The sequence below is a fragment of the Marinobacter sp. B-21 genome (genome assembly GCF_056857895.1).
The window spans coordinates 50,750-76,388 of the sequence record NZ_JBSXNZ010000081.1; the positions used below are offsets into that span (position 1 = coordinate 50,750).

19 protein-coding genes and 1 tRNA gene are annotated in these 25,639 nt (G+C 56.6%); 1 reads left to right on the forward strand and 19 read right to left on the reverse strand.

From position 1 onward, the window contains the following. Positions 1-43: 43 nt before the first annotated feature. The 18 genes from pheS to AC13C0_RS13725 form a co-directional block, all read right to left on the reverse strand. Positions 44-1,042, reverse strand: coding sequence for a phenylalanine--tRNA ligase subunit alpha (gene pheS, locus AC13C0_RS13640; protein WP_482954557.1), 999 nt, complete (start codon positions 1,040-1,042; stop codon positions 44-46). Between the two features lie 150 nt (positions 1,043-1,192). Then, positions 1,193-1,546, reverse strand: a complete 354-nt coding sequence (gene rplT / locus AC13C0_RS13645; protein WP_008170485.1) for a 50S ribosomal protein L20 — start codon at positions 1,544-1,546, stop codon at positions 1,193-1,195. A 50-nt stretch (positions 1,547-1,596) separates the two neighbouring features. Next, complete coding sequence (gene rpmI, locus AC13C0_RS13650; RefSeq protein ID WP_007151842.1) at positions 1,597-1,788, reverse strand: 50S ribosomal protein L35; 192 nt, start codon at positions 1,786-1,788, stop codon at positions 1,597-1,599. A gap of 95 nt (positions 1,789-1,883) precedes the next feature. Then, entirely contained in the window at positions 1,884-2,423 is a 540-nt protein-coding gene (gene infC / locus AC13C0_RS13655; RefSeq protein ID WP_205422356.1) for a translation initiation factor IF-3, read from the reverse strand. Positions 2,424-2,425: 2 nt separating this feature from the next. Continuing rightward, on the reverse strand, positions 2,426-4,351 hold the full coding sequence (thrS, locus tag AC13C0_RS13660) for a threonine--tRNA ligase (RefSeq protein ID WP_482954558.1): 1,926 nt from the start codon (positions 4,349-4,351) through the stop codon (positions 2,426-2,428). A 153-nt stretch (positions 4,352-4,504) separates the two neighbouring features. Next, the gene (locus tag AC13C0_RS13665) at positions 4,505-7,111 is read right to left on the reverse strand and encodes a TRAP transporter permease (protein WP_482954559.1); all 2,607 of its coding nucleotides are present in this window, start codon (positions 7,109-7,111) and stop codon (positions 4,505-4,507) included. A gap of 76 nt (positions 7,112-7,187) precedes the next feature. Beyond that, on the reverse strand, positions 7,188-8,171 hold the full coding sequence (locus tag AC13C0_RS13670; RefSeq protein WP_117620002.1) for a TAXI family TRAP transporter solute-binding subunit: 984 nt from the start codon (positions 8,169-8,171) through the stop codon (positions 7,188-7,190). A gap of 187 nt (positions 8,172-8,358) precedes the next feature. Beyond that, a complete protein-coding gene (locus AC13C0_RS13675) occupies positions 8,359-10,743 on the reverse strand; it encodes an efflux RND transporter permease subunit (protein WP_482954560.1) in 2,385 nt (794 codons plus the stop codon). Positions 10,744-10,789: 46 nt separating this feature from the next. Next, on the reverse strand, positions 10,790-11,938 hold the full coding sequence (locus AC13C0_RS13680; RefSeq protein ID WP_341581556.1) for a WD40/YVTN/BNR-like repeat-containing protein: 1,149 nt from the start codon (positions 11,936-11,938) through the stop codon (positions 10,790-10,792). Between the two features lie 146 nt (positions 11,939-12,084). After that, a complete protein-coding gene (locus AC13C0_RS13685) occupies positions 12,085-13,473 on the reverse strand; it encodes a DUF1329 domain-containing protein (RefSeq protein WP_482954561.1) in 1,389 nt (462 codons plus the stop codon). 182 nt (positions 13,474-13,655) lie between these two features. Then, positions 13,656-16,298, reverse strand: a complete 2,643-nt coding sequence (pepN, locus tag AC13C0_RS13690) for an aminopeptidase N (protein ID WP_482954562.1) — start codon at positions 16,296-16,298, stop codon at positions 13,656-13,658. 83 nt (positions 16,299-16,381) lie between these two features. Beyond that, a complete protein-coding gene (locus tag AC13C0_RS13695) occupies positions 16,382-17,221 on the reverse strand; it encodes a DUF2797 domain-containing protein (protein WP_482954563.1) in 840 nt (279 codons plus the stop codon). Next, positions 17,218-17,508 (reverse strand): YeaC family protein, encoded by a 291-nt coding sequence (locus tag AC13C0_RS13700; RefSeq protein ID WP_117619996.1) that lies wholly within the window; start codon positions 17,506-17,508, stop codon positions 17,218-17,220. The genes AC13C0_RS13695 and AC13C0_RS13700 overlap by 4 nt, the downstream gene beginning before the upstream one ends. Positions 17,509-17,674: 166 nt before the next feature. Next, positions 17,675-18,538, reverse strand: coding sequence for a rhomboid family intramembrane serine protease (locus tag AC13C0_RS13705; protein WP_482954564.1), 864 nt, complete (start codon positions 18,536-18,538; stop codon positions 17,675-17,677). Positions 18,539-18,584: 46 nt separating this feature from the next. Continuing rightward, positions 18,585-19,598, reverse strand: coding sequence for a metallophosphoesterase (locus AC13C0_RS13710; protein WP_482954565.1), 1,014 nt, complete (start codon positions 19,596-19,598; stop codon positions 18,585-18,587). A gap of 2 nt (positions 19,599-19,600) precedes the next feature. Next, positions 19,601-20,485, reverse strand: coding sequence for an NAD(+) kinase (locus AC13C0_RS13715; RefSeq protein WP_117619993.1), 885 nt, complete (start codon positions 20,483-20,485; stop codon positions 19,601-19,603). Between the two features lie 113 nt (positions 20,486-20,598). Continuing rightward, entirely contained in the window at positions 20,599-21,846 is a 1,248-nt protein-coding gene (locus AC13C0_RS13720; protein WP_341581552.1) for a GumC domain-containing protein, read from the reverse strand. 108 nt (positions 21,847-21,954) lie between these two features. Continuing rightward, the gene (locus AC13C0_RS13725) at positions 21,955-24,024 is read right to left on the reverse strand and encodes an oxidoreductase (protein ID WP_482954566.1); all 2,070 of its coding nucleotides are present in this window, start codon (positions 24,022-24,024) and stop codon (positions 21,955-21,957) included. Between the two features lie 144 nt (positions 24,025-24,168). Between AC13C0_RS13725 and AC13C0_RS13730 the strand changes: the two genes are divergently transcribed. Next, positions 24,169-25,227, forward strand: coding sequence for an AraC family transcriptional regulator (locus AC13C0_RS13730; protein WP_482954567.1), 1,059 nt, complete (start codon positions 24,169-24,171; stop codon positions 25,225-25,227). Between the two features lie 226 nt (positions 25,228-25,453). Here the strand turns inward: AC13C0_RS13730 and AC13C0_RS13735 are convergent. Continuing rightward, positions 25,454-25,530: transfer RNA gene (locus AC13C0_RS13735), tRNA-Asp, on the reverse strand. Positions 25,531-25,639: the final 109 nt, after the last annotated feature.

Below are 25,639 nucleotides of genomic sequence, written 5' to 3' on the forward strand. Positions count from 1 at the left end.
GATGCGGTTATGCCTGTTTGTTTGGATGCCCTGGTGTCGCCTGTCAACGGAACTGGCGCAGGAAGCGCAGATCGTTCTCAAAGAACATACGCAGGTCGTTCACGCCGTAACGAAGCATGGCCAGGCGCTCTACACCCAGGCCGAATGCAAAACCACGGTATTCCTCGGCATCAATTCCGCAATATTCAAACACCTTGGGGTGCACCATTCCGCAACCCATGATTTCCAGCCACTTGATGCTGCCATCGGCTTCCCGCCCCCATTCAATATCCACTTCCGCGGAGGGTTCGGTGAAGGGGAAGTAGGACGGACGGAAGCGAACCTGCAAATCCCGCTCGAAGAACACCTGGAGAAACTCCTCCACAGTGCTTTTCAGATCCGCAAAGCTGACATTTTTCTCCACCAGTAAACCTTCCACCTGGTGGAACATGGGAGTGTGGGTCATGTCCGAATCGCAGCGGTACACCCGGCCCGGACAGATCATTCGGAACGGAGGCTTGCCGGCCTCCATGGTGCGGATCTGAACCGGCGAGGTATGGGTGCGCAGCAGGGTGCCCGGGTTGAAATAGAAAGTGTCGTGCATGGCACGGGCAGGATGGTGCCCGGGAATGTTCAGCGCCTCGAAGTTATGGTAATCATCTTCGATTTCCGGCCCCTGCTCAACGGTATAGCCGGCCCGGGAGAAAAACTGCTCAATCCGCTGCAGGGTACGGGTAACCGGATGCAAACCGCCAAGCTCCTGGCCACGGCCCGGGAGGGTAACGTCAATGGATTCACTGGCAAGTTTCTGCTCGATGGCGGCGCGCTCAAGATCAGCGCGCTTCGCATTGATCGCGTCTTCCACCTGCCCCTTGACTTCATTGATCTTCTGGCCGGCCGCCGGCCGCTCTTCAGCGGAAAGCTTACCCAGGGTTTTGGCCTGCTGGGTAATCACACCCTTTTTGCCAAGATACTCAACACGAATTTGATCAAGTGCCTGCAGACTGTCAGCTTTGTCTACTGCCGCCAAACCGTCCTGAACCAGTTGCTCCAGGTTTTCCATTGACCCTGCTCCAAACCAGAAATGGAAGTGCTAAAACGTAATTTTATAAACAAAAATAGGGGAAGAGCGTGCCCTTCCCCTATCAGAAGGCGCCGTCATGATGTCATGAGACGCCCGTATCGATCAGTAATCGATGAAAGAGCTAAGCGATCACAGGGACGCCTTGGCCTTCTCAACAACAGCGGCAAACGCCTGCTGCTCGTTCATGGCCAGATCGGCCAGAACCTTACGATCGATTTCAACGTTTGCCTTTTTCAGGCCAGCGATCAGACGGCTGTATGACAGACCGTTAGCGCGGGCACCAGCATTGATACGGGCAATCCACAGAGCGCGGAAAGCACGCTTGCGGTTACGACGGTCGCGGTAAGCGTACTGACCGGCTTTGATAACCGCTTGCTTGGCTACACGGAATACCCGGCTACGAGCGCCGTAGTAACCTTTGGCCTGATTGAGAATCTTTTTGTGACGACGGCGTGCGACCACACCACGTTTTACACGAGCCATACTCTAATCCTTCTACCTGTACTTTCTAAGGAATGATTCTCGCGGCTGGATCAGCACGCGGTCATACGCTTGATAGATGCAACATCCGACTTGGCGATGAGCTTGGTGCCGCGCAGCTGACGCTTACGCTTCGGGCTCTTCTTGGTCAGGATGTGACTGGTGAAGGACTGCTTGTGCTTGAAGCCGGTGGCGGTTTTCTTGAACCGCTTGGTGGCTCCGCTTTTGGTTTTCATCTTAGGCATTTTTTAAAACTCCGCATTCTATTTTTAAATAAACAACGATGTGCCCCTGAACGACAAATCCCCCGCATGCGCGGGGGACAAGCACCCGATCAGGTTCACTTCTTCTTGCGGGGCGCCACAACCATGGTCATCTGCCGGCCTTCCATTTTCGGCCGCATCTCTACCTGGGCAAGCTCTTCCACATCTGCTTCTATGCGCTGCATGAGTTGCATACCAATTTCCTGGTGTGCCATCTCACGGCCACGGAAGCGGATCGTGATTTTGCCGCGGTCCCCGTTTTCAAGGAAACGTACCAGGTTGCGTAGTTTTACCTGATAATCCCCTTCTTCAGTTCCGGGACGGAACTTAAGCTCTTTGACCTGCGTCTGCTTCTGTTTTTTCTTGGCAGCCGCCTTGGCCTTCTTCTCATCGAAGATTTTCTTGCCGTAGTCCATTATCTTACAGACGATCGGATCGGAATCCGTAACCTGAACCAGATCAAGAGACGCTTCTTCTGCCTGCTTGATTGCATCTTCAATCGGTACGACACCGACCTGATTGCCTTCGGCATCGATCAGACGGACTTCGGTTGCGTCAATATTCTCATTGATCGGCGCCTTTGGTGTACGCCCACCCCGATTCGCTCGCTGTTTAATAATTAGATCTCCGTCTTTGTTTTGCCCTTGCGCTCAACATCTTTCTGCAAAAGTTGCTGAAACGCTTCGAGCGATAGCGTTCCCAAATCTTCGCCTTTGCGGGTTCTCACCGCAACGGTGTTGTTGTCGACCTCTTTGTCGCCGACGATGACAAGATAGGGAACCTTGTTAAGAGTATGCTCGCGGATTTTAAAGCCGATCTTCTCGTTTCTCAAGTCAGCATTAACCCTAAAGCCCAAAGAATCCCACTTTTTCGCCAGATTCTGACAATAATCACGCTGATTATCGGTGATATTGAGGACCACAACCTGGGTTGGTGCCAGCCAGGTGGGAAATGCGCCTTCGTATTCTTCAATCAGAATACCGATGAACCGCTCGAACGACCCGAGTACCGCTCGGTGCAGCATGACCGGCGTCTTACGCTCGGAATTATCTGCCACATACTGGGCGCCAAGGCGGCCCGGCATGGAAAAATCGACCTGAATGGTACCGCATTGCCATACCCGGCCGATACAGTCTTTCAGGGAGAATTCGATTTTAGGGCCGTAGAAAGCACCTTCGCCCGGCAACAATTCCCAGTCCACGCCCTCACGATTCAGCGCCTCTTCCAGGGCGGCCTCGGCCTTGTCCCAGACTTCGTCGGAACCGACCCGCTTCTCAGGGCGAGTGGACAATTTGTACAGAATCTCGGTAAACCCGAAATCTGTGTAGATCTCGTGCAGCATTCCAATGAATGCCGATACTTCCTTCTGGATCGCGTCCTCTTCGCAGAAGATGTGGGCATCATCTTGGGTAAAACCGCGAACACGCATCAGGCCGTGCAGCGCACCCGACGCCTCGTTACGGTGACAGGAACCGAACTCTGCCAGTCGCAGGGGAAGATCCTTGTAGCTCTTCAGCCCCTGGTTAAAGACCTGAACGTGGCACGGACAGTTCATGGGCTTGATGGCGTAGTCGTGCTTCTCCGACTCCGTGGTGAACATGTCGTCTTTGAACTTGTCCCAGTGACCCGACTTTTCCCACAGAGTACGGGACACCACCTGGGGCGTCTTGATTTCCTTGTAACCATGCTCCTGCTGCTTGCGGCGCATGTACTGCTCAATTTCCTGGTACATCGACCAGCCGTCCGGGTGCCAGAACACCATCCCGGGCGCTTCTTCCTGCATATGGAACAGATTAAGCTTCTTACCAACCTTTCGGTGATCACGTTTTTCGGCTTCTTCCAGACGGTGCAGGTACGCCTTCAGGTCCTTCTTGTTGCCCCAGGCTGTACCGTAAACACGCTGCAGCTGTTCGTTGCTGGTGTCACCACGCCAGAAAGCGCCGGAAACCTTGGTCAGCTTGAAAGCCTTCAGCTTGCCGGTACTGGGCACGTGAGGGCCGCGGCACAGGTCGATGAAGTCGCCCTGGCGATAGAAGGACAGGTCCTCATCACCGGGAATGTCCTCAATGATGCGCACCTTGTACTCTTCCCCCATCTCCTCAAACAGCTTGACGGCGTCTTCCCGGGACATAACAGACCGGGAAACCGGAATATCCTGTTTCGAAAGCTCCTCCATACGCTTCTCGATCCGCGCCAGGTCCTCGTTGGTAAAGGGGCGATCGAACTTGAAGTCGTAATAGAAGCCGTTGTCGATGACCGGGCCGATGGTAACCTGGGCTGCCGGAAACAGCTCCTTGACGGCCATTGCCAGCAAATGGGCAGTGGAGTGACGGATGATATCGACGCCATCTTCATCACGCTCGGTGACAATGGCCAGCTCAGCATCGTCTTCAATGCGGTAGCTGGTGTCTACAAGCCGGCCATCCACCTTCCCGGCGAGAGCGGCTTTGGCGAGGCCAGCACCAATATCGGCGGCGACGTCATGGACGGTTACGGGTTCAGCAAAACTGCGATGGCTGCCATCGGGCAGGGTTACGACGGGCATGGAAAGCTCCTGTTGGTTACTCAGCGGTGATCTATACCAGAGACCACATGTTGACGGCACTGCGCGACACAAACCGCGGGCCGATTCGAGGCGAAGTCTAACAGAAAAAAACCCGACAGGTTAATGCCGGGCTTTTACGGACAGAAACATTGGTCAGGCTGGCTCCACTGCCCCCTCTTCCCTGGCCCGTCGGCGTAACTGCCCGAAGGCAACCAGCCCCAGAAGCACCAGTGCCGGAATGAACATCAGCTCCTTCGGCGGGCGCTCCAGCGGCACCTGAAAGGCATCGATCGTCCAGTCGAAGTACAGGCCAGCAGTTTCGGCCACACTGCCGTAGGACACAAAGTCCACAATCATCTGATCGCCGTCCCGGCGCAGACCAAGACCTGATTCCTGGAGCCGGGCTTCGGGAGTCTCGCCCGCAGGCAATGGCAGTTGCAGGAATGTTGACTTCTCATCGCCATCAATGGTCATACCCGTGGCCTTGATAACAATATCCTCACCCGCCGGAACAGCCTCGATGTATTCCATGATCTCGGTTCCGGGGCGGCTCTCAACCGGCGGATAGACCCTATCCCACCAGAACCCGGGCCGGAAAAGAGTGAACGTTATCAACAGCAGAAAAAGGGTTTCCCACCAGCGGGTGCGGGTAAACCAGAACCCCTGCGTTGCCGCGGAGAAAACCAGCATGGCCGTCACGGCACTGAATACGGTGACCAGAAGATCAAACCAGCCTGTCAGCCCGATCAGCAACAACTGGGTGTTGAAGATAAACATGAACGGCAGGATCGCGGTCCGGATATCGTAGGTGAACCCCTGAACACCCGTTCGAATGGGGTCGGCCCCGGAAATCGCAGCGGCGGCGTAGGCCGCAAGCCCCACCGGCGGCGTGTCGTCCGCCAGTATCCCGAAGTAGAACACGAACAGGTGCACAGCGATGAGCGGCACGATCAGCCCATTCTGGGCCCCCAGTGTCACAATAACCGGTGCCATCAGGGTCGACACCACAATGTAATTGGCGGTGGTCGGCAGCCCCATGCCCAGGATAAGACTGATCACAGCAGTGAAAACCAGCATAAGCATCAGGTTGCCGCCGGAGATAAACTCGACAAACTGGGCCATGACCAGGCCAATGCCCGTAAGCGTAACCGTGCCAACAACGATACCCGCTGATGCCGTCGCCACACCAATGCCAATCATGTTCCTGGCGCCGGTTGCCAGTGAATTCACGACATCCACAACGCCTTGTTTGGTCGCCCCTCCGATTTTTCCCCGTTTGCGGAACAGGTTCTTGAGTGGTACCTGGGTAACCACAATAAAGATCATGAACATGGTCGCCCAGAATGCAGAAAGCTGCGGTGAGAAACGTTCCACCGTAAGGCACCAGATCAGAACCACGACAGGCAAGAGATAATAAAGACCGGTTTTCACCGTGCGCCCCAGTGGTGGCAGCTCGTCCATTGAATCGGCCGGGTCATCTTCCTGCAAGTCCGGGAATTTGGCCGCATAACCCACCAATCCGATATAGATGGCCAACACAACGGGCCCCAGAACCCACACCGCCGCGGCACCAAATACCTCTTTCGTCCAGCCAATTCCGTAGTACACCGCCAGGGTCAGCACCGACAGGCCCAAGAGCATAAAGACCCAGGTCAGCAACCGCTGGGCAAGCGTCGGCTTGTTTGGCCGCTCCAGCCCCTGCATGTTCAGTTTGCAGGCCTCGAGGTGGACAATATAGATCAGGGCAATATAGGAAATCATTGCGGGAAGGATCGCGTGTTTCATCACCTCCAGATAGGAGATGCCCACGTACTCCACCATCAGGAACGCTGCCGCCCCCATTACTGGCGGCGTCAGTTGGCCATTGGTGGACGCAGCCACCTCTACGGCACCGGCTTTGGTGGCTGGGAATCCGACCCGCTTCATCAGCGGAATTGTGAAGGTGCCGGTGGTAACCACATTTGCAATGGAGGAGCCGGAGATGATCCCGCTCAAGCCACTGGACACCACCGCCGCCTTCGCCGGACCACCCTTCATGTGACCCAGGGAGGCATAGGCAACCTTGATGAAATAGTTACCCGCTCCAGCTCTCTCCAGCAAGGCACCAAAAAGCACAAACAAGAACACGAAGCTCGTGGAGACACCCAGGGCAACACCGAACACGCCCTCGGTACCCAACCACTGATGCGAGGCGAGTTTTTCCAGGCTGGCGCCGCCATGGGAAATCACATCCGGCATGTAGGGGCCCGCGAGCGAATAGAAAATGAACACGGCAGCCACAATTGTGAGTGGCAGGCCGAGGGCACGGCGGGTCGCCTCAAGCAGAAGCACCAGGCCGAGCATTGCGATGATCAGATCCTGCAGAATTGGCGCACCCGGCCGAGTCGACAGCTCCTTATAGAAGATGTACAGGTACGCCGACGAGAACGCTGCCAGAAGTGCAAGAATCCAGTCATAAAAGGGCACTGCGTTGGAGGTGTCGTGCCGCCCCTTGATCATGGGGAAGGCGGCAAACGCCAGGAAAGACGCAAACGCCAGGTGGATCGAACGTGCCTCTGTTGAGTTAAACACCCCTATTTCAAAAATGTAGGGCAGTGGCGAAGCAATCCACAATTGAAACAGAGACCAGACCACCGGAATAACAAACAGAAGCACCGCAGCATATCCGGTGCCGGCACGCCCGCCGGTTTCTGTTTGCAGGAACTGATCTACGGCTGAGTTATCTACGGAATCCCCGGAGTTAGGATCTTTGCCGGTCATAGGTATGTCCTGTGAAGGAGGGAAAGGAAACAACAATCGGGGTGGCACAGGCCACACCCGATTGCCCGGTCAGTCGTTATTTGATCAGACCCGCTTCCTTGTAGTACTTCAGGGCACCCGGATGCAGCGGCGCACTCAGGGCATCAGATACCATTTCTGACTTCTCCAGATTGGCAAATGCCGGATGCAGGCGCTTGAAACTGTCAAAGTTTTCGAACACTGCCTTGACCACTTCGTAAACCACCTTTTCGGACACATCGGTTGAGGACACAAAGGTCGCGGCTACCCCGAAGGTGGCCACATCCTCGTCGGTTCCGCGGTACATGCCACCGGGAATGATGGCTTTACGATAGTACGGATTCTCATCGATCAGCTTTTTGGTGGCGGCGTTATCCACTTCAACGATGACGCTGTCACAGGAAGTGGTCGCTTCCTTGATGGCGCCGGAGGGATGCCCGACTGTGTAGAAGAAAGCATCAATGTTGCCATCACACAGCGCCTGGGACTGTTCTGCCGCTTTCAGTTCAGCAGCCAGTGAAAACTTGTCCATGGTCCAGCCCATCTCATCCATCAGCACTTCAGCCGTTGCACGCTGGCCGGAACCGGGGTTGCCCACGGACACACGCTTGCCTTCAAGGTCTTCAAAAGTCTTGATGCCGGAGCCCTTGCTGGCAACGACTGTGAACGGTTCCGGATGCAGGGAGAAAACCGCACGAAGCTTCTTGTTGGCGCCGTCGTCTTTAAACTGGCTCGTGCCGTTGTAGGCATGGTACTGCCAGTCAGACTGGGCAACCGCCAGATCCAGCTCGCCCTGGCGAATGGCGTTCAGGTTGTAGACGGAACCGCCGGTGCTTTCTACGGAGCACCGAATACCATGTTCTTTGCGATCCATGTTCACCAGACGGCAGATGGCACCGCCGGCCGGGTAATAGACCCCGGTCACACCGCCGGTACCGATGGTCACGAACTGTTGCTCCTGTGCGGTCACCGATGCTGAGGCCACACCCAGGCCAACAGCAGCAGCAACGGCAAATGCAGAGGCTTTGAGTTTCAGTGTCATGTGAGTTCTTCCTTTTTCTGGTCGTTATCATCAATTGCCCGCCTTTTGCTGCGAGCAGACATCGCGGTCGTCTTAGAACATAGACCACTTCACGCCATAAATAAAGTGTGGATTAGCTCGCTAACCGATTGAGCAGACAACAAAAAAACCCGCAATGCGGGCTTTTTTGTTCAAGTCGCTGCGAATCTTATTTCGCAGTGCGCGCTTTTGCAAGCATTTGATCCGGCCTCAACAGGAACCGGGCGAGAGCCGGTAGCAGCCAGATGGCTCCAACCATGTTCCACAGGAACATAAAGAACAGGAGAAAGCCCATGTCTGCCTGGAACTTGATCGGGGAGAAAATCCAGGTAACAACGCCGAGACCCAGTGTTACACCGGTGAACATAACAGCCTTACCGGTGGAGCGCAGCGTCTCGTAATAGGCCTCCTGAAGGGGTTTGCCCTCAAGAAGATACTTCTCCAGCTTGCTGTAGATATAGATGCCGTAGTCAACACCAATACCAACCCCCAGGGCGATAACCGGCAACGTCGCTACCTTGATGCCAATACCGGACACCGCCATGATCGCTTCGCCGAGGACAGAGGTCAGGCCAAGCGGTATCACAATGCAGAACACCGCGCGGATCGAACGGAAGGTAACAAAGCACAGTAAACTCACCACGCCGTAAACCAGCAGCAGCATCTTGTCCTTGGCGCTGGAAATCACCTCGTTGGTCGCCGCTTCCACGCCTGAGTTGCCTGCTGCCAACAGGAACCTGTGCTCCTCGGTACTGTTGGCGCTGGCGAACTCCTCAACACGTTCAATGACCGTTTCCAGCGTTTCCGCCTTGTGATCTTCAAGGAAAACAAGCACGGGTGTCAGACTGCAGTCGGTATTGATCAGCCCCGCCGGTGCCTCACGAATGGACGCGTTGATGATGGTCTGGTTGCGGGAAATCTCGTACCACTTCCAGTTACCCTCATTCAGGGCTTTGGTCACCATTTTGGACACATCCGCCAGCGACACGGAAGACTGTACACCCGGTGTGTTCTGCAACTCCCACTGCAGGGCGTCCATGGCACGCAGCACGTTGTACTGGGTGCACTGCTCTTCCGGCGTTTTCACCATTACCACAAGCACATCGGCACTGGTGGAGTAGTTGTCGATGATGTAGGCGTTGTCCTTGTTGTACCTGGAGTCCGCACGCAGTTCGGGTGCGCCCCGGTCCAGATCGCCAATCTTGAGGTTTTGTTTGTAGTAGAGGCCGAGCCCAAGGCCAATCACGGCGATCAGCAGGGAGATGGGTGCGACGCCCGGATGTGAGAAGTAAGACATCACGCGCCACTTGCGGTCCTGCTTTTCCCCGTGGTTCTGCACATGGCGAATACCGCTCTGGGAGATCCCGATGTAAGACATGATCAGAACATGCAGCACCAGGTTGGTCAGGATAACGAAGGCCACGCCAATACCCGCTGCCACCGCCAGATCCCGGATTACGTCAATCTCAATGAAGATGAGCGTGAGAAAACCGAACGCATCAGAGATCAGTGCCAACATACCCGGGATATAAAGGGCACGGAAGGCAAGGCGGGCAGCCGTCACCGAGTCAAAGCCCTTGGCCGCCTCAACCGCCATGGCGTTAACAATCTGGACGCCGTGACTGATACCAATCGCAAACACCAGGAACGGCACCAGAACGGAATACGGATCCAGGCCATAACCCATCAACCGCAGAGTTCCCAGCTGTAGGAAAACCGCAATGATCGAGGTAAAGACGGGAACCAGAGTTCCGGCAATCGAACGGGAATACCAGAACAGCAGCAGCGTGGTCAGCAGGATGGTGATGCCGGCAAACCAGGCGATGGAGCCAATCCCTTCAATCAGATCACCAACCTTTTTTGCAAATCCGACAATATGAATCTCTATGTTCGGATTCTGGGCCTCATACTTTTCACGGATCTTTTCTTCCAACTGGCGAGAGAATTCGCCGTAGTCGAGAGCCTCACCGGTCTCCGGATTTTTTTCATACAACGGCGCGTAAACAATCGTTGACCGGAAGTTATCGGAAATCAGGCGCCCGACTTCATTGGAGCGCAGAACATTCTGACGCAACCGTTCAAGACTGCCTCTTGAACCATCGTAGTTATCCGGAATGACGGTTCCACCCTGGAAACCCTGCTCGGTCACTTCCACCCAGCGAACGTTCGAGGTCCACAGGGATTTAAGACCCGATCGGTCCACGCCATCCAGATAGAAAACCTCGTCCGTGATCTGCTTCAGGGTTTCCATGTATTCCTGAGTAAAGATATCGCCATCTTCAACCTCCACGGCGATACGAACGAAGTTACCGAGATTTTCGAGATCGTCCCGATGCTCCAGCATGTTAACGATGTACGGATGTTCAAGCGGGATCATGCGCTCGAAACTGGCATCAGGCTGGATCTTGATGGCGTTGTAACCCAGAAACAGCGTCAACACGATAAAGGCAATCAGAATGAGTGCCCGGTTGTTGAAAATCAGCCGCTCCAGGAATGGTTCTGCCTTGGGCGTCGTCAGGTAGTGTTCGCCCTTGTCATGCTTAGGGTTGGACATTCAAAAGCCCCTCTATTATTCGTTCGGTTGTTGCCACATCAGGGCGTTATTGAAGGTTCTTTCCACGGGCGTCTGTAATTTTTACGCCGCCTTCGCCGACAAGCAGCAGATCTGTCCCTGAAATGGGCACCACGCTCATGACCCCATCCCGATCACTACGGAAATTCTCCCGGAAGGTTTCTGCTCCGTCGGTACTGAGAAGGACGGCGCCACCGTTACCCACCAGAGTAATCCGGCCGTCTTTAGCAACGGCGCCGTCGTTGAGAGTTGCGCCAGCCGAATTGGGAATCATGCGCCAGCTCTTGCCAAGATCCGTTGAGAACAGCATGTTGCCTCTCAGGCCAAACGCCAGGACTTCGTTCACCTGGCCGGTACCGATCACCCCAAACAGGGAGCCTTCGTAAGGAGACTCGCGGCGCTCGAACGTCTCGCCGCCATCCACCGAGACATGGATCTGCCCAGCCTCACCAACCACTACCAAAGCGCCACCGGTGACCCGGGTAATGCCATTGAGGTGAAAATTCTGCCGGTTTTCGATCCGGGGTGCCCAGTCCTTCCAGGTTTCACCGCCATCCGTTGTTCGCAGGAACATTCCGTAGGCACCCACAACAAAACCGCGGTTCTCGTTCTCGAACCAGACATCCAGCAGTGGGTTTACCGGCCCGACATCCAGATCAGCCTGCAGGTTTTCCAGGGCAAAGTAGAGGTCGTCAAGTGCCCACTCCAGGTCACTTTTTTCAGATTCGGGAGCCCCTTCAATGCGCTCCTCCATCGCTGCAATCTGCTCTTCCCTGCTCTCGATGGCCAGTGCCGCTGCTCTGATACCGTCAAGCTGAAGGCTCCAGGTGGCACCGGCATCCTCGGTATGCAGAACCACACCACTGTGCCCTACCGCCCAGCCATGAGTTTCTGAACCGAAATCGATTCCGGTCAGGGTGACCGAGACAGGAACTTCACCCTGAACCCAGGTCTCCCCTTCATCATCCGAATAAATGATATGGCCTCGCTCTCCTACGGCCACGATACGATCTCCGGTCCGGGTCGCATCGTTCAGAAGATTCTCCGGGGCCAGATCGGTTGGCCGGGCCGGGGTTTCGATGACATCTGCAAGCGCAAACGCCGCAGGGGCGGACCACGCCATGGAAAGTCCGAGACAGGCCGCTCCCAGCGTCTTGCACATCAACCTATTAGCCATTCAGATTGCCTATTGTGTTGTATTGAACTGTATCTCTGACCGGCCAAGCCGGGAATAACTGTGAACATACCGGCCACCTCATGGTGGCCGGTATGTCGGGTCGCCACTTCCTATGGACGGGGACGCATCCCTTGATCACCCAAGCCTTATCGAATGCTCCTGCGGCGCAGGGACGCGGGAGAGAAGTAACGCTTGTTCGGAACCTCGTTGGTGAACACCCGGGTATTGGCCTCTTCGGTATCAAGGCCAAGCACGTGATAACGCCGGGCCTGAAGGTCATGATAGACGTCCAGCACTGTCCACACACCCGGAAGTTCGTAATAATTTTTCGGCAGCCCCATGGTCACCCGCCAGAGTTCGCCACGGCCGTCGTACTGGTCCAGCAGAACGGTGTTCCAGCTGTCCTCATCAATATAGAAGCGGCGCTTGCCGTAGATGTGGCGCTCGCCCTCCTTCAGCGTGGCTTCAACCACATGGACCCGGTGCAACTCCCAGCGGGTAAGATCGGGATTCAGGTGGGAAACCCCCAGGATCTCCTCGTAAGGCGTACCCTTCTCGCCGATCCGGTAATTATTATAGGGAATATAGATTTCCCGCTTGCCCTCGTAGCGCCAGTTGTACCGGTCCAGGGCACCGTTAAAGATATCCGTGTCATCGGCGGTTCGCAGGTTGTCCGCGGCCGCGATCGGTGAATCATATCCCAGGTTCGGCGCCCGGCGCACACGGCGCTGGCCCGCGTTGTAACCCCATCCGTTCCGCGGATTGATGATCTGGTTCAGAGTCTCGTGGACGAGAATGGCGCCACCGGCAAGGCGGGGGGGAGACTGGGTGAACGACAGGTAGTAAAAAATGACGTTATCGAGATCTTCTTCACCACCTTCGGGGTTGTAGAAGTTGAAAAACGCTTCCTGCTGCGAAGTGACCAGAGTGTAGTCACCATTGGTCTGGACAGCCACCTCACTGGAGCGACGGGTAAGCGATACACCGCGCCAACGGGTCAGATGGTTCCAGATTGCCTGCCAGGCTTTCTGCTCGTTGTCGCCATGCAGTATGGGAAAGGGGTAGCCCCCGAACGCGCCTTCGAGGCCCTCACCCTGGCCGACGATTTCCGCATTCACCGCGTTCTCGCGGGTGTTCTCCGCCACCCAGTCGGGAACTGCATGGGTTCGACGGGACTGGTACACCGGCACACGGAAAGTGGTCGGATAGGTTTCCAGCAACGCTTTCACACCATCCGTCAGATAGTCCCCGTACTGATCCATATTGGCAGGCGTGATGGTGAAAAGGACGTCATCGTCCGGAAACGGATTTATGTGGTGTTGCCCGCTGCCCTCATACCCGGGAGGTGGTTCTGTCAGCCCCCCGGTCCAGGCCGGAATAGTACCGGCACTGTTACCGGCCGTGGGGGAGCCAAAAGGGGTCAGGTCCTGGCCCAGACGGGCCGCTTCACTGGCGGAAACCGCCGACCAGGCAGGCGACGATGCCACGGAAAGAGCCAGCAGACCGCCGAGAATCGCATTTTTGTTGTAACTCATTGTAAAACCTTAAGTGCGTCTGGAAGCCTCTGAAGAGGCATTTTATTGTCATCTGATGGAATTTCAGACCTTCAGCCAGATTAACGGATCACGCCTTAAAGTCTATCGACCGAAAGTGCGATTTTGTATCCGGCTGTGACAAAGCTCCCGGTCACAGCCGGCTACCTGAACCACCTTCGGGTTTAGCCGGCAAGGCTCTTGTGCACCACCTCATAGACATCCCGGGACAGGCCGTCTTTGTCGCGGATACGTTCCAGCGCGGACTTCATCGGCCCGCTGTAGGCCGGCGCAAACTTTTGCCACCGGGTCAGCGGCGTCACCAGGCGCGCCGCAATCTGCGGATTGCTGTCATCCAGCCGGCAAACCTGATCTGCCAGGAAGTCATAACCGGAACCGTCCGGATTGTGGAAAGCCGCCAGGTTCTGCCCGGCGAATGCACCTACCACTGAACGAATCTTGTTCGGATTCTTCCAGTCAAAGGCCGGATGCTCTAGCAACTTCCTGATATCCGGCAGCTGCCCGGCCCGGTCGCTGGCCGCCTGTACGGAGAACCACTGCTCAACAACCTGCGGATCGCCCCGGAAGCTGTTGTAAAACTCGTCCAGGGCCTGACGCCGGTCATCCTCGTAGTCGGAGTTGACCAGCGCCTGCAGGGCACCCATCCGATCTGTCATATTGTCGGCTTGGTTCAGCTGGCTCACCGCCAGAGTGCGGCCTTTGTCATCATTGATCACCAGCAGCCAGGCGAGCGCGGTATTACGCAGGCTGCGACGGGCAATGGCCTCCGGAGTCACCTCATAGGCACCGGTTTCGAGATTACGCTGGTAACACGCCAGTAGCTCGTTCCTCAGGGCGTGAGCCAGGCATTTAAGCACTGTTTCGCGGGCCTCGTGAATCGCGGGAACATCGGCATTTTCCGCCAACTCAATCAGATACGCCTCGGACGGCAGCTGAAGCATTTTTGCCACCAGTGCCTGATCAAGATCCGTATCGGAAACCAGTTTCCGGTAGGCCTCAACCAGCCTTGGCTCCACTTCCGAGCCATCCGCGGCACCCACCAGGGACTGAATCACGTCCACCGCCAGCCTCTGGCCGGCATCCCATCGGTTGAATCCGTCCGGATCGTGACTCATCAGGAACAGTAACTGCTCGCGGGTCCACGGATAACGAACCCGGACCGGCGCCGAGAAGTGCCGCAGCAGAGAGGGAACCGGCTTCGCCTCAACGCCATGGAAGTCAAAGGTATGGACGGACTCGGTAAGCTCAAGCACGCGCTCTGTGGGCGCTTCAGACGCATCCGCCTCCAGCTGCAAGGGCAGTGGCTGACCATCCTGCCCCAGAAGTCCCAAAGAAAATGGAATGTGCTGGGGCTTTTTATTGGTCTGGCCCGGTGTATCCGGAATGTTCTGCTCAATCGTCAGTCGATAAATGCCCGGGCCGGCGTCGAATTCATCGGAAACGGTCAGCACCGGCGTTCCCGCCTGCTCGTACCACAACCGGAACTGGCTCAGATCACGGCCCGAAGCATCCTCCATGGCTTTTACGAAATCGTCGGTGGTGACCGCCTGGCCGTCATGGCGCTCAAAGTACAGATCACTGCCCTTGCGGAACATGTCCGGTCCCAGCAGGGTATGGATCATGCGCACCACTTCCTCCCCTTTCTCGTAAACGGTCAGGGTGTAGAAGTTGGTAATTTCCATATAGGAAGCTGGCCGAACCGGGTGCGCCATCGGGCCGCTGTCTTCGGCAAACTGGGCGGTGCGCAACAGGGTGACATCTTCAATCCGCTTGACGGTGGGCGAGCCCATATCCGCTGAAAACTGGGAATCCCGGAATACGGTGAAGCCTTCTTTCAGGCTCAGCTGGAACCAGTCACGGCAGGTGACCCGGTTCCCGGACCAGTTGTGGAAGTATTCGTGGGCGACGATGGCCTCAATGCGCTGAAACGCCATGTCCGTTGCCGTTTCCTGGCTGGCCAGCACGCATGAGGAGTTGAAGATATTGAGGCCCTTGTTTTCCATGGCGCCCATGTTGAAGTCGTCCACCGCCACGATCATGAAAATATCCAGATCGTATTCCCGACCGTAGACCTCCTCATCCCAGCGCATGGAACGTTTCAGGGAATCCATGGCGTGATCACATTTCCTGACGTTCCGGGGCTCCACATACATACGCAGATCAATGTCACGACCGGAGCAGGTGGTAAAGCTGTCACGCTTCTCTACAAGATCCCCGGCTACCAGGGCAAAGAGATAACAGGGTTTGGGGAACGGATCTTCCCAGGTCACGAAGTGGCGCCCGTTTTCCAGCTCGCCCTTCTCGACATCGTTACCATTGGACAACAGGATCGGATACGCCTCCTTGCTGGCCTCAATGCGGGTGCGGAAGCGTGCCATAACGTCGGGACGGTCCGGGAAGTAGGTAATACAGCGGAATCCCTCGGCCTCACACTGGGTACAGAACATGCCCGAGGATTTGTAGAGACCTTCGAGCCGGGTGTTATTCTGGGGTTCGATCCAGGTTACGGTGGTCAGACGGAACCGGTCCGGTACAGACCGGACGACCAGCTGATCGCCCCGGTCCTCGTAATCGCTCGCCGCCAGTTTGGCGCCATCCAGGGCAACGGACTCCAGCTTCAGGCTGTCACCGTCAAGCTCCAGGGGTGCCGATGCCTCGGCGGACTCAGGATTCCGGCGAAGTTCAAGCGTGCTGTGTACCCGGGCACCATCCTCAAAAAGCTCGAAGGTCAGTTCCACGGTATCGACCAGATACGCGGGCACCTTGTAATCGCTCAGGTAAATGGTTTGTGGCTGGCTGGTACGCATTGGTTTTCTCCAGAATTCGCTGCCTGCATGGACCAAAAATCAGGGTCCAGAGGCATGAACGGAATGGCCGGGTGGGGAGCGGTTCAGCTCTCCGCAACCCGGAAACGGACTTCATAACCGGTGAACTTCCTGATGTTCATTACACCGGTATCAAGAATAAGATACTGCCCCTTGATGCCTTCAAAGACGCCTTCAACTTCCGGCGTTTTGTCGAGGTTATGGGTTTTGATCTTCTCTGGCCAGACCTCAACGGGATAACTGAGGCCGAGCCCCTGCTCATCCACCTCACGGATAGACTCCTGGCCGTGAGTTTCTCTCAGTGCTTCAAGATCCCCGGCAATCAGCCCCAGAATTCTCCAGCGCTCTTCGGCCAGGTCCAGCTCCGGTACGTCGCCCCTGAGCATCGCCCGCCAGTTGGTTCGGTCGGCAACGTGGGCCTTGCAGGCAACTTCCACCAACCCGGCGATGTATCGGGTCGCAACCCGCACCATGGGAATGGCATCTACCGCGCCCTGGTCAATCCAGCGGGTCGGCACCTGGGAGGCCCGGGTGATACCCACCTTGAGACCGGATGAATTCGCGAGGTAAACCACGTGCTCCACCATACAGTGGGTCTCGCCCCACTCCGGCTCACGACAGGTTCCCAGATGATAATGGCACTTTTCCGGGCTCATGATGCAACTGTCACAGGCTGCCAGCTTGCGAAAACAGGGGTAGCAAAACCCCTGGTTGAAACTCTTTTTGGTGGTTCGGTCGCAGTGGATACAACGAATGATGCCGTCGAAATCAAACCGCAACGGCCTGCCAATCAGCTCGTTCAGGGGTATACGGGTATCGCCGACGGCAATGGTGTAGGCCACCGGATCTCCCGCCTCTGCCGGCATTTTCCGAAGCCGACCGGTTACATCAATGGTTTTACTCAAGACTTGACCTCAACAAACTGGCCCGGATCTGCGTCGCCGTCACTCAGATTGCGCGTTATGGAGGGATCGCAGGCGGTTCCCGCCTTGCTGCCTCTGTCGAGGTAACCCACACGCTCCTCTTCGGGAATGTTGTGCAGGTTTTCGTAATAGATGACTGCCTCCAGGCTGATTTCCCGCTGCCCGGGAGTCAGCTTGCGGCCGTCGGGCCATTTTCCGAGCTCAATGGACTGCCGGAGACTCCGGTACACATTGGGATCCAGCCGATCAATCAGTTCTTCGTAAGTCATCCCGCTCTCCTGAAAAAACGTTCATAAAAAAGTGGCGGAATCGTTTGACAGAATCAAACGATAATGATTATCATTAACTCACCAAATGACGACGGTCGTATCATTTGGTCTCTCTCATCAGGAGCTTACAGCTCTTTTCACGCCCCACCTCTGGTGGGGCTTTTTTTTATACTCCGCGTCTGGCTCTTACGGGCAAAATCACCGCAAGGGCCAATCCCGCGACAAATCCTCCCAGATGGGCTTCATTTGCCATACGCCCGAGACCGAGCATTTCAGGAAGCGCGGTAAAACCGATCACCATCCACACCACGGCAAAGGTTACCAATGCCGGCGGAAACTGGAACCTTGGTGCATACCGCTGGCTCAGCCAGCAATAACCCAGAATACCGTAGACAACACCAGACAGCCCGCCAAAAAGGGGCCCGGAAACAAAATACTGCAACCCGTTGGAGAGCAGGCTGGTCACCAGGAAAAGAGTGACCAGCCGTCCCCGCCCGTCAAACCATTCAATCTGACTGCCCAGGAACCAGAGCATGACCGAGTTGAAAATTATATGGGTCCAGCTGAAGTGCAGAAAATCCGGAGTCAGCAGACGCCACACCTGGCCACTGGCGAGAGTCGCCGATAAGGCATCAATACGACCGGCCATGGTGCTCCAGTCATAATCACGCGGGTCAATCATCATCAGTGTGGCAGCGAGTTCATTCTGCCCCATGGCTGTGAGCCAGACCATAATCACTGCAAAGCCGATAATGCCCAGAACCAATGGCGCATGGCGAGGCGAAGGCTGCCAGCGCCCGCCAACAAAAACCGGCGACCGGTTCTGGCGATCGACCGCATCCCGGAGCTCCGGTTCCGCAATGAAGCGCTCCAGGGCTGCAAGAACCGGCTCAGCGTGGGCCGGATCCTCCAGCCAGATCACCTGAAAACCACCCTCCTCCGCAATCCGGTGAGTAACACCCTGCCCGTTCAGCCAGCGGCTGAAGCCGGCCAGATTCACCGTGGTATCCACCTGTTTGACTCGGTACACCGTTTTTTACTCCGCCTCCAAAAATGGTTGGGCCGTTCTATACGGACTAGCGTGCAACACTGTCTTCACTGGTGGGATAATCCGGCTGCTCCGGTCGTTCCACCTCTACCCAGACAAACTTGTCCCGGGAAAGTGCCCGCTCTCCGTCCATCCGGTAGGCCACCAGCCGGCCGTACTTCACGGCGCTGAAATCAATACAGGCAACGTTGGACTTGAGCGGGGCTGGCTCACCCTCCATCCAGTAATGCCCGACGAAGACCGGCGGTGCGCCCAGGGGATAGCTGATCAACTGCTTTCGCTCGTTCTCCGTTAACACACGGCGCGCCACTTCCGGCGGCAGTGGGTCCGGCTGGAACACAACATCGGCATACGTGTGGGGATCGTCCGCCCAGAACTTGGTGCGGAAAAACTCGCGGACATAGCCGTCCTTTCCGGTAATTGACATGCCCTCGGGCAGCCGTAGATCCGTGCCGCGGAGAAGGGTATCCATCACCTGCCCGGCGAAAGATTCAATGGCCGCCGAGGCGTGCAGGAAATCCTCATCAATACAGGCACCTCCCTGCACCCGCTTGAATTTCCCGATCAGGTCGCCATCCCAACAGGCGTGAACCGCACGAAAACTCTCATCCTCAATGAACAGGGGAATAGTGTAAAACCACTCAAGAAACTCATTCCACTCGTGGGGGTAGGCTTCAAACTGATCAAGTGTCTCCTTGATCAACCGGTCATGACGGGCGTTGTGCTCTCGCAACCACTTCTTGCCACTGCCCGGACGGGCTCGGGTACAGTAGCCCAGAGCGTTGTATTCGTGGTTACCCATAACAATCCGGGCCGAGCCGCGCTCCACCATGTCTCTGACAAGGTGCAGCGCTTCCCGGATACGGGGGCCCCGATCAATGATATCGCCAATGAAAATGGCCTGCCGGCGCGGGTGCCGGTACACACCGTTGACCTTGCGATAACCCATCTGATCCAGAAGCCTGGCGAGCGTGTTCGCACAGCCGTGTACATCGCCAATGATGTCATAACCGCGGCTTGCGGTTTGTCTGTTTCCAGCCATGATCAACTCGCTGATATTTCGCTAGCCCAGCCAAGCTTGTCACGGCAGGTGGCGTAGAAATTGTGGTCGGTGGGATGAATCAACCGGATCTTGAACGGCTTTTTGGTGATGCGGATGATATCGCCCGGCGCACAGGCGATGTTCATCTGCCCGTCGAAACTGATTTGCGGATAGGTTTCGTTGGTCTCACCGATCACCAGCTTGATTTCACTCTTGCCGTCGACCACGATCGGCCGGCTGCTGAGAGTGTGGGGAAACATCGGCACCAGAACAATGGCGTCCAGCTTGGGATGCATGATCGGCCCGCCTGCCGACAGTGAGTACGCCGTCGATCCCGTGGGCGTGGAAACGATCAGGCCGTCCGAGCGCTGGCTGTAGACAAAGTGACCATCAATGAACAGGTCAAAACCGATCATCCGGGTGGATTTACCCGGGTGCAGCACCACATCATTCAGTGCAGTACCAAAGCCAAGGGGCTGACCGTTTCGCTCCACATTGCCATCCAGAAGAAACCGGGTTTCTTCCATGTATTCGCCCTGCAGCACCTTGCCAAGACGCTCCTCCAGGTCAGACGGAGAAATATCGGTCAGAAAGCCCAGCCGGCCACGGTTTACCCCAAGCAGGGGAATCTTGGATTTTGCCAGTTCCCGGGCGGCCCCCAGCAAACTGCCGTCGCCGCCAACCACGATCACCAGATCACAGATTTCGCCCAGCAGCTTTTTGCTCGCCACCTGCAGGCCGTGGCCAGGGAGCATACTCGCGGTATCTTCCTCGAGAATGACGTGGTAGTTGTTGGCGATCAGATACTGTTTGAGCTGGCGCAGTGATTCAACCACTTTAACGCTGCCCATCCGGCCAATCACACCAATGTTCCTGAACTGATCCATGAAGTTTCCTGTGGTGTCGGGATGCGGCGGGGCCAGACGAATCCGTTACCCCCGTGACAATCTGGCGTACAGTTTAACGAAAGTCACCCCGATACTGAAAAAACTTCCCACACTCAGTCCCGGTGTTTCTCGCAGCGGTCATCAATCCCCGGACGGAACTCCGCCGGCTGGCTTATCCGAAGGATGGGCTCTTCACAGAACTTGCCACCTTTGCCCTCGTGCTTGCAGACTGGGTTTTCGTAATGCTCCAGCCACTCCCGGTAGGCAGGCTCATTCATGCCGCAGCGTTCTGCCGCGTAGGCGGTGGGGTTATTGAAGTAGGTTTCGATGTCTTTGAAGGGCAGCGTCACATGGCCAACGCCGGGCTGATAAGCCACCAGGAAAACGGACTGGCGTTTAAGGTGATCGAGGATGGAATTTTCGGCGGGCTCCCGGTGCCGAAGCTCATGAATTTCCTGCTCAAGGGCTACAATCATGTCGTTCCGGAGCTCCAGCTCCCGCTGCCGGCGCTCAAGTTGCTCCCGCAACAGCACCAGCTCTGCATCCACGCTGGCATCGTCCTGCTGCTTGCCCTCACCGCTGGAGACCATCTGTTCCTGCATGGTCAGGTATTGCTCATTACGTTCCGACAGGCGCTTCTTGAGCTGCTCATTGCTAAGGCGCTGGCGCTCGTATTTCTGCTCAAGATTTGCCATTTCACTGCGCAGGCCCTGCATTTCCAGCCGATGCTCCCGCTGGATATCCGACAGGGAATCCCGGTGAACGCTTTGCAGTGTCTTGATCCGCAGGCGCTGTTCCCGGATAAGCTGTGCCAGGCGGGAGCGATTCGCGGCAGCCGCGGACTCTTCCGGATCGGCCGAATCCTCGGCCTGGGCACTTAGAACCGGAATGTTTTCTTCCTGAACCGGTTCAATCTTGCGGAATTTGAGGTTATTCGCCTCAACCGCTTTGCGAATCGCCTGAAAGTGGTTGTTCCCCGGCGTCATATCCGGGTCCCACAGATCTTCCTTGTACTGGGGATCAGGACACTGGCTACGGCAAACAAGGCGGATAGCGCCACCACCCATGTCGGGCCCCTTGGCACCACGCCCTGCCAGCGCCTCAATAGGCACGTTCCAGTGGCTGTCTGCCCGGCCCTCCTCATCAAACCAGATCCGGAAAAACACCAGAGCCTGCACAAGAAGATCATCACTCAGCTCGACCAGAACCGCCCTGACTTCGGTTTCGGCGAGATCAGACAGGCCCACATAGCCGTCCAGGAAGGCGCCGAATTCGCTGGCACGCATCTCGCGCGCCACCTGGCTACCCTCCATGAAAAATACCGCCGAATAACCCTCGGCTGCCTGGCCGGCAGACTCCATTGCTGACTCCCATGATTCAAAGATTGGACTGACTCAAACGTAATAGTCTAGCCAGACAATCCTTGCTGCACAGGGAAATACTGCAACATTTTGTGATCGTGTTTGCGCTTAAAGCTCCGCAGCCAGGCGACTTCCCTGATTGATGGCCCGCTTGGCATCCAGCTCCGCCGCGACATCCGAACCACCGATCAGATGAACCGGCAGCCCGGCAGCCTCCAGATCCGCCTGCAGTTCACGCAACGGCTCCTGCCCTGCACACACGATGACCGTATCCACGGGCAACACCCGATCCTCACCGTGCTCTGCCCCTTTCGGCGTAACCGTGATATGAAGCCCTTCGTCATCAATCTTGCGGTAGGTTACCCCGGGGACCATCTGGACCTCTCGATTCTTGAGAGAGGTACGGTGAATCCAGCCCGTGGTCTTGCCGAGGTTTTTGCCTACCTTGGAGGCCTTACGCTGGAGCAGGTAAACCTCGCGGGCAGGTTCGGGAACCTCTGGTGTAACGCCCTGGATGCCGCCGCGATGCTCAACGCTCAGATCGACACCCCACTCACGCATGAAGAGTTCGGTATCCAGCGCCGCAGAGGTCCCCTTGTGAACGATAAACTCGGAGACATCAAAGCCGATGCCACCGGCGCCGATAACCGCCACTTTCTGGCCAACCGGTTTGCGCTCCAGAAGAGCATCCAGATAGCCAATCACCTTCGGGTGATCAATTCCCTCAATGTCCGGGGTCCGCGGCTTGACGCCGGCAGCCAGAATCACCTCGTCAAAGCCGCCGGCCTTGAGATCATCGGCGCTGACCCGGGTATTCAGCCGCACATCCACCTGATGCTTGTCCAGCATGACCCGGTAGTAGCGAAGGGTTTCAAAAAACTCTTCCTTGCCCGGAATCAGCTTGGCCACGTTGAACTGGCCACCAATTTCGCTGCCGGCGTCAAACAGGGTTACTTTGTGGCCCCGCTCCGCGGCCACAGAGGCAAACGCCAGGCCCGCAGGACCCGCACCGACCACCGCAATGGATTTCGGCGCAGACGTTTTCACGTAGGTCAGCTCGGTCTCGTGGCAGGCCCGGGGATTTACCAGGCAAGAAGTCAGCTTGCCGCTGAAGGTGTGGTCAAGACACGCCTGATTGCAGCCAATGCAGGTGTTGATCTCATCGGCCCGGTCTTCCGCGGCTTTCAGGACCAAGCCAGCGTCCGCGAGGAAAGGACGGGCCATGGACACCATATCGGCATCTCCTTCGGCCAGAATCTTTTCGGCAACATCCGGCATGTTGATCCGGTTGGTGGTTACCAGCGGAATACTCACCTCACCCTTCAGGCGCGCAGTCACCTTGGTAAAGGCACCGCGGGGAACCGACGTGGCGATGGTGGGCACACGGGCCTCATGCCAGCCGATACCGGTATTGATGATGGTCGCGCCGGCCTTTTCAATTTCTTTCGCCAGGTACACCACCTCTTCCCAGGTGCTGCCATCTTCAATGAGATCCAACATGGAGAGACGGTAAATCAGGATAAAGTTCTCACCCACCCGCTCACGAACCCTGCGCACAATTTCAATCGGCAGGCGGATACGATTCTCGTAGCTGCCACCCCAACGGTCGGTCCGATGGTTGGTATGGGAAACGATGAACTGGTTGATGAAATAGCCTTCCGAACCCATTACCTCAACGCCATCATATCCGGCTCTCTGGGCCAGGGCAGCACAATCTGCATAGTCCTGAATCTGCTTCTCAATCCCTTCCTCGTCCAGCTCTCTCGGCTTAAACGGGTTAATCGGTGCCTGAATGGCGGAAGGTGCGACCAGCTCAGGAGAATAGGCGTAACGGCCAGCATGAAGAATCTGCATACAGATCTTGCCGTCTGCGCCGTGCACCGCGTCGGTGATGATCCTATGCTTGTCTGACTCTTCTTCGGTGGTCATCTTGGCCGCATGCTGGAATACCCCGCCTTCGACGCTGGGCGCGATACCCCCGGTGACAATCAGGCCGGCACCGCCACGGGCGCGCTCTGCGTAAAACGCCGCCAGACGCTCAAATCCGTTCCTGGCCTCCTCAAGGCCGGTGTGCATGGAGCCCATCAGCGTACGGTTGCGCAGCTTGGTGAACCCAAGGTCCAGCGGCTCAAGCAGGTTCGGATATTTGGCAACGCCCGGCGTCGTACTTGCAGTCATATTCTGTCTCCTCATCGTGATCATCGGCGGGCTTGCAGAGCCCTGCTCATTATTGAGACCTAAATTACCGGTGTGCCTTGCCATCAACAATATCCCGGAATAACATTTTATTATCTTTGGATAACATGTCCGACAAAGGCTTCAATGAGCACGCAATCGACAGACGCCAGGCAATCCCGTAACTCCCTCGGAGACATCAGCGTTCTCTACGTGTCCGTACTGATGCGGGCTGCTGCGGCGGAGGGTGCGGATACGACGGAACTGGCATCCCATTTCCAGCTTGACCGGCAGACACTGACCTCGCCCGCCGCACGCATCAGCATCCCCCGCTTCATGCGTCTGGGGCACGCAGCGATCAGTGAAACCGGCAATCCGGCCCTGGGGTTGCGTATGGGCGCGTTGTCACGGCCTGTCGATGCCGGCATCGCCGGGCTTGCCGGGGAAACTGCCGGCACCGCCGGCGCGGCCATCAGCACGCTGATCCGTTACGCCCTGCTGACCAGCAGGAACAGCCGCGGCAACCCGACCATCAGGCCGGAAACCCGACAGGTACAGTTTTACTCGATACGTCCCTACAACGGCTTCAACTATTTTGTGGTGGATTCAGTGCTGGCAGCCTGGACCCAGTTCCTTCGTAACGTGACCGGCCGGTATGAGGTTCTGGAGAAGGTCACCATTGAATACCCTGCCATCGGCCTGGATGAAGTGTTCGAGAGCTGGTTCCGTTGCCCGGTACACTTCGGAGCACCGGCAAACAGCCTCACTGTCCGCCGGGATATCTGGCAAAGCCCGAGCCTGCAGGCGCAGCCGGCCATGCACGAAAAACTGTCGGAACTTTGCGAGCGGGAGATGCAGCAGATCCGGCGGGGCTGGACAACCGGAGACCGGGTGAAGAGTCTTCTGACCCCTCTGTTCCGGGGCGAAACACCCGGCCTGGGAACCATTGCCATGAAACTTGGCATTACACCCTGGACACTGCAAAGACAGCTGGCGGCGGAAGGAACGGGGTTCAGGGAACTGGTGGATGACACGCGGAAAAGTCTGGCCCGGGACTATATCCGGGAGACCGACACGTCACTGGCAGAAATTGCCTGGCTTCTGGGGTTTGCCAATCCGGCGGCCTTTCACAAGGCGTATCGGCGATGGTTCAACCTGAGCCCCGGAGAGCACCGAAAACGGATCAGGCATTCCCGGGGCGCCTGACTCTGTTAGAACTCAGTGGGTTAGAGCTCAATGGCGTCGTCCCAGCCCTGGTCGTCTTCATATTCCTCGAACTGGCTTTCAATCAGCTCTTCTTCATAGTCCCGCATGGCTATTACCCTGTTTCCTGATTCAGAAACAGACTAGAGCGGATGTATGACAAGCAAATGACAAACATGCTGGCTTGCGAAGACTTAATGCAGGAAAAACGAAAAACAGGAGGGGAAAATGGCGGAGCGGACGGGACTCGAACCCGCGACCCCCGGCGTGACAGGCCGGTATTCTAACCAGCTGAACTACCGCTCCGCGTGAGTTATCACGTCCTGCCTTTAGAAGGCGGTGCAATCAAGGGTGTGACTGCTCGGTGACAACGAGGGCGCATTATAAAGAGGCGCCCCGTTATGTCAACGCTTTT